9 protein-coding genes are annotated in these 12,666 nt (G+C 35.2%); all 9 read right to left on the bottom strand.

Translation table 11 applies throughout. The annotated features are described in order from the left end of the window. Window positions 1-74: 74 nt before the first annotated feature. The 9 genes from H3U96_RS10490 to H3U96_RS10450 all read right to left on the bottom strand — a co-directional run bounded on the left by H3U96_RS10490 (window position 75) and on the right by H3U96_RS10450 (window position 12,126). Window positions 75-614, bottom strand: coding sequence for a methylated-DNA--[protein]-cysteine S-methyltransferase (locus H3U96_RS10490; RefSeq protein ID WP_198196560.1), 540 nt, complete (start codon window positions 612-614; stop codon window positions 75-77). Window positions 615-914: 300 nt separating this feature from the next. Continuing rightward, window positions 915-1,679 carry a histidine phosphatase family protein gene (locus H3U96_RS10485; protein WP_086319923.1) on the bottom strand — a complete coding sequence of 255 codons (765 nt, stop codon included), beginning with the start codon at window positions 1,677-1,679 and terminating at the stop codon, window positions 915-917. Window positions 1,680-1,691: 12 nt separating this feature from the next. Then, window positions 1,692-3,020, bottom strand: a complete 1,329-nt coding sequence (locus tag H3U96_RS10480) for an OprD family outer membrane porin (RefSeq protein WP_198196558.1) — start codon at window positions 3,018-3,020, stop codon at window positions 1,692-1,694. A 179-nt stretch (window positions 3,021-3,199) separates the two neighbouring features. Continuing rightward, window positions 3,200-4,018, bottom strand: coding sequence for a histidine phosphatase family protein (locus H3U96_RS10475; protein ID WP_081298831.1), 819 nt, complete (start codon window positions 4,016-4,018; stop codon window positions 3,200-3,202). Between the two features lie 77 nt (window positions 4,019-4,095). After that, window positions 4,096-5,487 (bottom strand): glycoside hydrolase family 1 protein, encoded by a 1,392-nt coding sequence (locus tag H3U96_RS10470; protein WP_198196554.1) that lies wholly within the window; start codon window positions 5,485-5,487, stop codon window positions 4,096-4,098. A 3-nt stretch (window positions 5,488-5,490) separates the two neighbouring features. Then, window positions 5,491-7,392, bottom strand: a complete 1,902-nt coding sequence (locus H3U96_RS10465; protein ID WP_198196552.1) for a beta-glucoside-specific PTS transporter subunit IIABC — start codon at window positions 7,390-7,392, stop codon at window positions 5,491-5,493. 184 nt (window positions 7,393-7,576) lie between these two features. Further along, on the bottom strand, window positions 7,577-8,416 hold the full coding sequence (licT, locus tag H3U96_RS10460) for a BglG family transcription antiterminator LicT (protein ID WP_198196550.1): 840 nt from the start codon (window positions 8,414-8,416) through the stop codon (window positions 7,577-7,579). A 186-nt stretch (window positions 8,417-8,602) separates the two neighbouring features. Further along, entirely contained in the window at window positions 8,603-10,477 is a 1,875-nt protein-coding gene (htpG, locus tag H3U96_RS10455; RefSeq protein ID WP_065578237.1) for a molecular chaperone HtpG, read from the bottom strand. Between the two features lie 275 nt (window positions 10,478-10,752). Beyond that, window positions 10,753-12,126 (bottom strand): sodium-dependent transporter, encoded by a 1,374-nt coding sequence (locus H3U96_RS10450; RefSeq protein WP_198196541.1) that lies wholly within the window; start codon window positions 12,124-12,126, stop codon window positions 10,753-10,755. Between the last annotated feature and the right edge of the window lie 540 nt (window positions 12,127-12,666).

Raw genomic sequence — 12,666 nt, 5'->3', positions numbered from 1 at the left:
CTGCGACATAAAGACTAAATAAGTTGAGAATCTGTTTTTTTTGAAATCTCTAATTCGCAAGAATACCATTATTATTAAGCTTTAGAGCCTTTCTTAGGCAGAAAAAATTTCTGCATATCAACTTGTTCATGTTGCAAAAGCCAAATTTTTTTGTCAATTCCACCGGCATAACCAGTTAAGTTACCATTGGCCCCAATAACCCGATGGCAAGGAATAATAATTGATAACGGATTGTGACCAACTGCTCCACCAACAGCTTGACTGGACATATGTGGCTTATTACATTGCAATGCCACTTGTTTTGCGATATAGCCATAGGTAATGACTTCACCATAAGGAATTTGCGCTAATATGTCCCATACCATATGCCTAAATGCGCTACCTTGAGGAGCCAGTGATAATTGCTTTATAGATGGTTTTTTGCCTAGAAAATAGTCGTCTAACCATTTTTTAGTCTGATTAAATATTGCTAAATTAGATTTTTCTTGTTTGGTCGAATTAACAATTTGGCCAAAATATTTTTGTCCTTCAATCCAAGCACCAATTAATTTATTGTTCTGGCTAGCTAAAGTTATCAATCCCATTGGTGACGAATAGTGGCTAATATAAAACATGAAAAATCCTAATATTACCGATTAAGCAATATTTTATTATAACCAGTTAATGTAATTTAAGTAGTAAAAATAGTTGTTTATTTTAGATTGTTCAATTCAGTAGTTATTAAAATTATTTTTGTTAACAAATTGATTAATAAAAATATTATAAGACTATTATGAATGATGAGTATGAGTAAACTAACTTATTATTTTTATGTATTAATAGCGAAAGTAAAGTGATTAAACAAAGTAGAGTGAATACAATATGACTCAACAATAATAAAAAAAGACTCACGTTAGTGAGTCTTTTTATAAAGATTATTTGCTAGCTTTGCCTTTTTCTACATAGCTCATATCGCCTAATGATTCAACGATAAATTTACCATCATCGGTATAACGGATTTTAGTTACGCTAGCGTTACCAAGTCCACTAGTGATTGGTCTGTCTAACATCTCTTCAACCATTGCCATAATAGCCATACCGTGAGAGACCACCAATACATTACCACCACCTTGTTCTTGAGCAGATTTAGCAATAGCTTTTAATGATGCTTGCATACGAGTTTTAACAGCATTGTAATCTTCAGCTTGACCAGATTTCTCAACAGCTTTTATCGCATCCATCATTTTTTTAAGGGTAACTTTACCTTTAGCTAAATCAGCCATTAGGGCTTTGTCAGACTCATAACCTAGATGTTGTGCAGCTGGGTTCCACATGTTTGGATCAAGATCACCTTCAAAATCACCAAAGCAAGTTTCACGCAGACCTTCCATTTCATTAATGTTTAATTTAGTTTCACCTTTAGATTCAAGTACGATTCTTGCTGTTTGTCTAGCACGACCAGAGTCACTTGAATATACCGAAATAAAATCAACATCTTTTAAACCTCGGCCAAGTTGCTCTGCAACTTCAATACCAGGTTTAGTAAGAGGCGTGTCTGACCATCCTTGAGCACGATGTACATTATTGAACATAGTTTTACCGTGACGAGTAAAATAGATATTCACATCGGCAGCAACAGTTTGTGCTAGTGATGCGGTAAGAATTGCGGTTAATCCAATAAGTTTAATAAGTTTTTTCATAATTTCGTCCTTTTATAACAAGTTAAATCGATAATCAATAACGGTTTCTGCTGATAAAGTCGGTGAACGTTGCGCATGGCCGTCTCTTAATTTAGGGGTAATGTCTTTGCTGCTCATGGTTTTATAAGACCAACCATAACCAAATTTTGACAAAATAGATAGATTTTTAAATGTTCCACTGGTTGGTTTCCAGATATTAAACACGTTGATTTCACCATTTTTTAGGGTTTCGTGTTTATAGTTAAATTCACCATAGTTTAGATATAAACCAGTGGTGTTATCTTTAAAAAAGTCATAGCCTAACACGCTTGATAAAACCACTTCGCCATCACGCATATAGTCTGCACCTGCTGCAGCCATACCATTATAACGGCCACGGTTATTTTTACCTATGTGACGACCATAATAACCGATAGCGCCTTTGCGATTGGCGTCGGTATAAGCGATACCGAATTTGGCACTCCAGTCTGCTTCTTTCCATTCAACATCGGCTGCATAATGCCATGCTGAATCATCAAAATCACGCACATTGGCTTTCATTTTGTCATGATTTTTAAGAGCAGTACTGCCATAGATTTGTGAGCCAACGGTTAGTTTTTCTATCGGTTTATAAGAAAACTCAATCGCATGACGTTTAATATAATCTTTTGCTACACCATAAGAGTAGTCAAGTTTAATTACTTTATCTTTATAGGCGATTTCAGCTGTTTTGATATTATCAATTTCAGATTTTCTATCTAAACTATAAAAATGCACTTTTTTGGCCGATTCACGAGGTAGAGCACTATCAATATAAGCTAGCGATAACGCCAAATTAGAGTATTTAAATGTTCCACTATAACCGAGATAACTGTTACGGGTTAAATTTTGCGATGAACTAATTACCCCCATGTCTTTTAAACTATGCCAACCGACTTTACCATTAAAGTTGAGGTCTGTAGAATTGCCGAGTTTGACTTTGGCATAACGTTGGGTAAATTTGTTAAATCCATGGGCATTATGTTTATTTGGTTTTTTACCTGTGTTATAAAGTAAGTTACGAGTGGCAAAGTAGTCACTGGCTCCAAGTTTGATGACATTGTCATAAGTAACATCGAATCCCAAGATATCTAACCAATAACCTGATTTATAGTTAAGTGTTAATGCTTGTCCCCATGCACTGTGAACTTCTTTGGGTTGCGATGCATTTTCTTTTAAATACTTCCAATGATTACGTGTTGAAAATTCAAATTTGCTATCTTTGAAAAAACTATTATCAGTATTTAGCGAATTTGCTTCAGCCGCAACAGCTGAAAAACACATAATATTAAGAAGTGCTAGCGAAAGGTACTTTATTTTCATTGTTATATCCTATCTTTATTTTCCCAAAAAAAAACCTAAATACCGCCCACAAACCTATCGGTTGGGCTGATATTTAGGTTTTGCCTGCCTAAGCAGTAACAATCCTATTTTACTAATTTAATTGCTAATCATCTAATTTTATTCAGATTATGGTTATTTGTTTTCCTCCAGTTGTTTATTTATTTATTTAGTGATAATTTACCTTGATTAACATAGTCCATACTGCCAATTTCAACTACACTATATTTACCATTTTGATACACAATTTTAACCACAGTAGCATTTGACAATGGTTTGTTTTTATTTGGGTTATCGGTTAAATCAGAAATCATAGCTTGCATTGACATACCAGATGAAATAGCCAAAATATTTTTTTGATGTTTATCCTGAGCTGTTTTTACAATGCTATGTAGAGCATTTTGGGTACGCTCTTTAACCTGGTCAAAATTTTCCGCTTGCTGTTTAGGATCACTCTTAGCGATGGCATTAGTTAGAGTTGCCACGGGAATTTGTCCTTGCACATAACTTTTATAAAAGCTATCAACAGATTTAAAACCAAGAGACTTCATGGATGCAGATACCATCTTGGCATTGCTTCCTCCTTCAAATCCACCATAAAAAACTTCTCGTAAACCTTTTAATTCTTGGATCTGGTAATCTTTAACACCTTTTTGTTGTAACAAAACTTGCATTGTTTCACGCTGACGTCCAGCATCACTGGTGTAATAAGCATCAAATTGAATGTGTTGCTGTTTAAAACCTTCACCTAAATAACGAGCAACTTCAATACCTTTGTCAGTCAATGGTGAATCAGCCCAACCTTGTACAAGATCATAGGTATTAAATAAAGTTTTACCGTGTCGAGCAAAATAAATGTTAATAGCATCATCACTATTATTGCTTGTGGCATTATTTGCTTTATTGCTACAACCAGTAGCAAGCGTTGTTAATAATAGTGCACTAGTAAGGAATACTGCTTTAATTGTTTTATTTTTCATCATTAGCCTCATATAGCATTGTCATTAGTATGATGAGTAAAATTACCGGTAGGGTAGAGGACCTACCGGAATCATCATTATTTTAAATTAGCACCTTTCGATGAAATGACTGATTGATACCAATAAAAACTTTTCTTTTTATAGCGTTTTAACGTACCAGAGCCGTCTTGGTTTAAATCCACATAGATAAAACCATATCGTTTGGTCACTTCTGCTTTAGATGCACTGATTAGGTCAATTGGTCCCCAACTGGTATATCCCATCACTTCAACACCATCATTAATCGCTTCACGAATTTGCACTAAATGATCGTTCATATAATTAATACGATAGTCATCATTAATGGTGCCATCTGCTTCAAGCTTATCTTTAGCGCCTAAGCCATTTTCAACAATAAATAGTGGTTTTTGAAAACGTTCATAAAGCAAGTTTAACAAGTAACGGATACCGATTGGGTCTATCTGCCAGCCCCATTCAGACGCCTTAAGATGTGGATTAGGTACCATATCAAGAATGTTACCCTTTTTACGAAATGAGTCATCAGCTGTACCACAACAACTCATGTAATAACTAAATGAAATAAAATCGATAGTTTCTTTCAAATCTTCACGGTCTTGATCGGTAATCGTTAATTCAATATTGTTTTCTTTAAAATAACGATTCATATAAGTTGGGTAATAGCCACGTGCTTGCACATCACCAAAGAACAACCAACCATGATTTTCTAAATGCGTTGCCCAAACATCTTCTGGTTTTGGGCTAAGAGGGTAAGCGATAGCACCAAGTAACATATTACCAATTTTTGCATCGGGTATAATTTGATGACAAAGTTTAACTGCCTGTCCACTGGCTACTAATTGGTGGTGAATAGCTTGATAGATTTCCGCTTTACTGCTATTTCTAGCTAAACCGACACCGGTAAATGGTTCATGTAGTGACATATTAATTTCATTAAAAGTTAACCAATATTTCACTTTATCTTTATAGCGTTCGAAAACAGTTTTGGCATAGCGAGTAAAAAACTCAATCACTTTACGGTTTCCCCAACCACCATATTGAGTAACTAGGTAATAGGGCATTTCGTAGTGTGATAAGGTGACTAAAGGCGTAATGTTATGTTTTAACATTTCGTCAAACAGTTTATCGTAAAATGCTAAACCTTTTTCATTTGGTTGTTCTTCATCGCCATTAGGAAAAATACGTGTCCATGCGATTGATGTTCTTAAACAACTAAATCCCATTTCCGCAAACAGGGCTACATCTTCTGGATAGCGATGATAAAAGTCGATAGCCCGATCTTTAATACTAGTAATTTCAACATTATTACGATCAACTATATCGCCAAATAGACCATTAGGAGTACAGTCAGATGTTGAAAGACCTTTACCATCTTCGTTATATGCGCCTTCGACTTGGTTAGCAGCAATTGCGCCACCCCATAAAAAATCATTAGGAAAAGTATTAGCCATTTTTTACTCCTTGTTTGCACTTAACACTAGTAGTGCATCACCATGTTGAATATTATCTTGATTAAATATGCACTGCACATCGATATAGTCATCACTGTTAGTGATTATGATTGGTGTGGTTACTTCAAAGCCGGCTTGTTTAATTGCTTCAATATCAAAGCTTACCAAGCGATCGCCTTTTTTCACTTTTTGACCACTTTCTACATGAGCTTCAAAATGTTGGCCATCTAACTTCACTGTATCAACACCAATGTGGATAAGTATTTCTGCACCTGATTTAGTTTGGAAACCGATAGCATGTTTCGTTCTAAATAGTGACACTACTTCACCATCTTCTGGTGCGACAGCTTCGCCAATAGTTGGAATAATTGCAGTACCTTTACCCATTAAACCACTCGCAAAAGTAGCATCATTAACTTCCTTTAAGTCTATAATTTGACCAGTTAATGGGCTGGCAATCGTGATTGTATTTACTTGTTCACCTATATCAGTTTGATTGCTGTTTGAATCACAATTTTCTGTTTCATTTTCATTATTTTGATTTTTATCTTTTGGGATACCAAATAGATAAGTGACTAATGTTGCTACTGCAAATGAAATAAGTGAACCAAATACTACCGCATAAAACTTTTCATTAATGCCTGTAGGTGGAATTAATTGTAAAAATGAGAAGATACTAATAAAGCTGAATGAATAGATAACCGAATGATAATAACCAACAATACCACCACCAATCATTGCTGAAATACAGCCGATAATAAATGGACGTTTTAATGGTAAGTTAATACCATAAATGGCCGGTTCGGTTACCCCAAAAATTCCTGATAATACCGATGAACTTGCTAATGTTTTAACTTGTGGATCTTTGCTGCGCAACATAACTGCTAATACCGCACCAACTTGAGCGAACACCGCAGGGAATAAGATTGGAATCATAAAATCTTCTTGATAAACCGAGATATTATTCATCGCAAATGGTACTAATCCCCAATGGATACCAAATACCACCATCACTTGCCAAAGAGCAGCTAAAATCATAGAAGCAATGACAGAGTTAAGTTGATAAACATAGATGATACCACTAGCAACTGTATCACTTAAGAATGACACAACTGGACCAATGACAGCAAAGGTTATTGGTACGGTAATTATCAAACCAAATAATGGAGCAATAAACTTTTTGAACGAGTCATGCATGATTTTGTTCAAGTTACGTTCTAATAATGAATAGAACCATGCAGCTAAGATTATTGGGAAAACCGATGAAGGATAAGGGATTAATTTAATAGGAATGCTAAAAAATTCTGTCTGTAATTCAAATGCATTACCTAACATACCAACCACACTAGGATGAACCAATGCACCACCTAATGCCATACCTACATAAGGATTACCACCGAATTTTTTAACCGCTGAAAAGCCTAGAATGATTGGTAAATAATAGAATGGGGCGTCTGCAATCGCATTTAAGAAGTTAAGGGTTGGTGAGCCGGCTTGAACAAGTTCCATAACCTGTAGTATTGCTACTATTCCTTTAAAAATACCACCAGCAACAAGTACAACTAGCGCAGGGATAAAGATACTTGAAACTAAATCAATCAGTTTTGATACAATACCTTTAGGTGCAGCGGATGGAACATCGTTGGTCGGTTTTTCATTAAGATTAGTTAATTGCATGATGGCATTAAACACATCTGCAACACTGTTACCGATCACGACTTGGAATTGTCCACCACTTTGTACAATGGTAATAATACCCGCTTGTTTTTTCAAAAATTCAGCGTTTGCTTTTGATTCATCTTTCAACGCAAATCTAAGTCTAGTTGCACAATGTACTAGACTGGTAATGTTATCCTTACCACCTACATGCTCAATAATTACTTCGGCAAGTTGTTTGTTTTTCATAGCTTATCCTTATTTAAGCGCAAAAAAAAACCTAAACCCCCATTCCATTGAGAGTTTAGGTTTTGCTTGCATCAAAAAAGCAGTTGATGCAATAACAATCCAAAATTTCTGTATTAATTAAATTAACATAAATTTTATAATATTGTTGCAACTAGTTAATTATTTTGTGATTTCGATCACACTATTATTTTTTTAGCTCGGCTCTTAATCTTTCAATATGAATAGTCAAATACAAACTTTCATCATCGGATAATGGATGCTGATATTGTTGGATTAAATGTAAGTCGATCTGTTTAGTACACAAATAGGCTTGTTCATATTTATGCCGAATAATTTCATACAATGATGTATCTTGTTGCGCTGGTTTGCCTTGACTCAAAATACGATGCGCAAAAAACTTTAAATGCGTGACGAATCGTTGATAAGAAAGGCTGTTTTCATCGTACTCAAATCTAAAATGGTATTTAACAATATTCAAAATTTCACGCATGATCTTCGTCATATTAACGATATTCGGCATGGTATCATTTAGTTGAGCATTGACTATATGGAAGGTAATAAAACCTGCTTCGTCTTCGGGCAGTTCGACGCCTAAACGCTGTTTAATCACTGATAAAGCATGTAAACCAATTTGATATTCATTTGGATAGAATTTTTTTATTTCCCAAATAAAATTATTCGGAATATCAAATCCCTGCTTATGCCTTTCAATAGCAAAATAGATATGATCAGTTAAAGAAATATAGATACTATCTTGTAATTTGCCACCTAACTGCTTCTTAGCATAATTGATAATGATATCTGAAGTTGTATGAATTTCGATAGGTATTTCCGAAAGCAACTCAGCAAACTTTGGCAGTAATTCTTGATTATTCAATGAAAACTGCTTTTCAATAAGTTGGGGGTCAATTTTATCTCCTTCCCTTTTTTTAAATCCTACCCCACGTCCAGTAACAATTAATTCATTTCCCTTTGCATCTAATGTTACCACAACATTATTATTTAATATTTTATGAACTTTCATCTGTTACAGTCTAAATTAAAGGTTAAATTATTATGTCTGGCTTAACAAAAATAGAAAGTAATAAAATGAAAAAGTGTGATAGGTATCAAAATTTGGCTTAAAATTTATTGATCTTTTGCAGTAAAAAATAGCAATCAACCCGACAGGCAAGCCATATCGGGTTGAATATTAGAAATAGAAAATTAACTATTGAGCCAGTAATTTATTCATAGTCTGAATAAATTTGCTTGGATCACTTAATGATCCTTTTTCAGCAAGAAGCGCTTGATCTAACAATAACTCAACCCAGTCACTAAATGTTGTTTCATCTTGAGTATTAGCGATGCGTTTAACTAATTGATGATCAGGATTAATCTCAAATGTGTATTTGATCTCTGGTGCTTTCTGTCCTGCAGCAGCAAATAACTTAGCCATTTGGGTAGACATCTCGTCAGCAGCTGTTGTTACAATTGCCGGTGTATCAGTTAAACGATGGGTTAATTTAACCTCTTTAACTTTGTCAGCTAAAACTTTTTTCACTCGTTCAATAAATGGCTCAAGTTCTTTTTCAACTTGTTTTTGTTCATCACTATTTTGATCGGCTAACTTCTCAATTGATTCATCAGATTTACTAATAGATTGGAACTGTTTACCAGCAAATTCAGTTAGATTGCTCATCATCCATTCGTCAATACGATCAGAAAGTAATAATACCTCAATACCTTTTTTACGGAATAATTCAAGGTGAGGACTATTTTTGGCTGCGCCATAACTATCGGCAGTAATGAAGTAGATCTTCTCTTGACCTTCTTGCATACGGCTGATGTAATCATCTAATGATACGCTCTGTACCTCGCTATCGCTGTTAGTGGTAGTAAAGCGTAATAACTTAGCAATAGACTCACGATTGCTAAAATCTTCACCAGTCCCTTCTTTTAAAACCAGACCAAATTCACTCCAGAATTGTTGATATTGTTCTTTATCATCTTTAGCAAGTTTATCAAGCATTTGTAAAACACGTTTAGTACATGCATTGCGTAAATTCTGGGTTACCTTGTTATCTTGCAGGATTTCGCGCGAAACATTTAATGGTAAATCATTAGAATCAATTAAACCTTTTACAAAGCGTAAGTAATTTGGCATAAATTGTTCTGCATCGTCCATAATAAAAACACGTTGCACATACAATTTTAAACCGTGTTTATTGTCACGATTCCACATATCCCATGGCGCTTTAGATGGAATATAGAGCAAACTAGTATATTCTTGTTTACCTTCAACACGATTGTGACTCCAACTTAGCGGATCGGCAAAATCGTGGGAAATATGTTTATAGAACTCTTTATATTCTTCATCAGTTACTTCTGATTTGCTACGCGTCCAAAGTGCTTGCGCCTTATTAACTTTTTCCCATTTAACTTCTTTGCTTTCTTCATCAGTAGTTTGTACTTCAACTGGTAAAGAGATATGATCCGAATATTTGCTAATAATTGAACGTAAACGCCAATCATCTAAAAACTCTTTTTCATCATCTTTTAAATGTAAGACGATTTCAGTACCACGTGTTTCTTTATTAGTATCAGAAATGGTATATTCACCTTCACCAGCAGATTGCCACATAACAGCTTCATCGGCTTTGGCTGTTGCCGCACGAGTTGTAACAGTAACATTATCAGCAACAATAAATGCTGAATAAAAACCAACCCCGAATTGACCAATAAGTTGACTATCTTTAGCTTGATCACTACCAATTGATTCTAAAAATGCTTTGGTGCCTGATTTAGCAATTGTTCCTAAATTCTCAATGACTTCATCACGAGTCATACCAATACCATTGTCGGCAATGGTTAAGGTGCCGGCTTCTTTGTTGGTTGAAATACGAACCCCAAGCTCGGCATCACCAGCGTATAAATCTGGATTTTCAAGTGCTTTAAAACGCAGCTTATCAGCTGCATCTGAAGCATTTGAAATTAATTCTCTTAAAAAAATCTCTTTATTAGAATATAAAGAGTGAATCATTAAATGAAGGATTTGTTTAACTTCGGATTGAAATCCACGTGTTTCAGTTCCTTGCTTACTCATTGACTAATACCTCAGCTATATTTGCAAATTCAATTAATGTTAACCACAAAACGTTCATCTTATTAATGCGATAAATAAAATGTTATCTTGTTAATATTAACTGATTAACATTGACATAATAATTTGATTAATTGTTGTATTGCTATATGGGAATAAAAAAGACAATTTCAAGTGAGGGGATTAAGATAACTAATTAATTGCTGATTTTTTAGTTATTATGGCAATAAAAAAAGCCCTGATATTAATCAAGGCTTTTAGATTTAGTAATAAGTTAATTATCGAGTTTCTGGTAAAAATCCACAAACTAAAATAACTACTACGGCTAAAGGAATGATGACGCGAGTCAAGATTGACCATACACCAAACCAGAAATTGCCTAAGTCCAATTCTTTGCGAATGATTTTTTGGTTCATCATCCAAGCACCAAAGATTACAGTTCCTAATCCAGTCACAGGTAACATAATCTTACTGGTTAGATAGTCGAGTAAATCGAAAATATTTTTACCAAATAACGTCACATCTGACCATTCATTAAAGGATAAAATACAAGCAATACCTAATGCCCAAATTAATACACTACTAACCACAGTCGCAGTTTTACGGCCCATAGGCGTTTTCTCTTCTAACAGCTCTACAGTTGGTTCAAGTAATGAAATTGATGAAGTTAAAGCCGCAAAAGTTAGGAAGATAAAGAATAAACAACCTAAAATTGAGCCAGCAGCCATATTACCAAAGGCAATTGGTAAAGTAACAAAAATAAGACCAGGGCCAGAGCCGGCTTCTAAACCATTAGCAAAAACTAACGGGAAGATCGCCATACCAGATAACATGGCCACAATAACGTCTAAAATAACCACAGTGCGAGCAGTAGATAGTAAATTCACATCTTTACCAAGATATGAACCATAAGCCATCATGATCCCCATACCTAATGATAAGCTGAAGAACGCATGACCTAAAGCGGCTAAAATTGCGGTTCCATTTAATGCTGACCAATTAGGGGTGAATAAAAAGTCAAACGCTATGCCAAATGACGGGCCACTAACAATTGCAGCGTAAGCGACTAACACTAACAATAAAATACCTAAGCCTGGCATCATAACTTTACAAGCGCGCTCTAAACCAGCACCAACGCCCATCGCCACAATGATGGTATTCGCTGCCATAAATACGGTATGCCAAGTTAAAAGGCTACCGACATTACTAAGGAAACCACTAAAAATTTGTCCTGTAGCTGCGCCATCAACACCATCAAAACTACCATTGATAGCTAAAAAGATATAATCAGTCGCCCAGCCACCAATTACACTATAAAAAGAAAGAATTAAAAACGAGCCAAGTACGCCAATAATACCAACCCAGCGCCATAATTTTGAGCGACCTTCTGATACCGCAACATCTTCCATGGTATGAATTGGGTTTTTTTGTCCGCGACGGCCGATTAACCATTCTAAAACTAAAATTGGCAAGCCAATGACAAACATAAATAGTAAATAGGTCAGAACAAATGCTGAACCACCCATTTCACCAGCCATATATGGAAATTTCCATATATTACCTAATCCCACAGCAGAACCGGCAGCCGCAAGCATAAATCCCATGCGAGAGCTCCACTGTGAATGACTTTTCTTCATAGTACCTGTACTCATGAATTTATTTTCCCTAGAGTTATGATTAAATATTTAACTTTAGTATCAGCAAAAGCCTAACTATTTTTTTATTAGATCAATAAAGCGCTAAATCATGCCATGAAATAAGTCTATAAACAAGAAGACATTATCATTAATAACGATAGCCAATAAAAAAATTAAATCGTTAAAGTTAGGTTTAATGGTGTTTTGAAGTGATTTACTGTAAAAAAAGATCTATAAAAAAATTGAGGAACGGGGTTTTTAAAGCCAAAATCCATCCAATAAATCGCTAACGCTAGTTATAACATCAGCTAGTTCCAATAATAAAAGTTTATTTTTATCAATCAGTTTGATGCTTCTCATTTAGCGGCATTCGCAATGTGCTGACAACTGAGTGAGGTTAGCATGGCAAACAGGGATGTTTGCCAAGGCGGTGCTTTGTCAGGAGCAAATCACAGCCGGTGCGTTAAGACCGAACGAAGGCGGAAGGTAGTCACATCGTGACCACTTGCGTGGTCGCCGCGGGAGATTGTAAAGAGGGTTGGCGCCAACCCTCTT

The sequence above is a fragment of the Gilliamella sp. M0364 genome, assembly GCF_016100565.1.
Lineage (GTDB): Bacteria > Pseudomonadota > Gammaproteobacteria > Enterobacterales > Orbaceae > Gilliamella > Gilliamella apis.
Note: the sequence above shows the minus strand (reverse complement) of the source record. Positions and strands in the feature narration are given on the sequence as shown.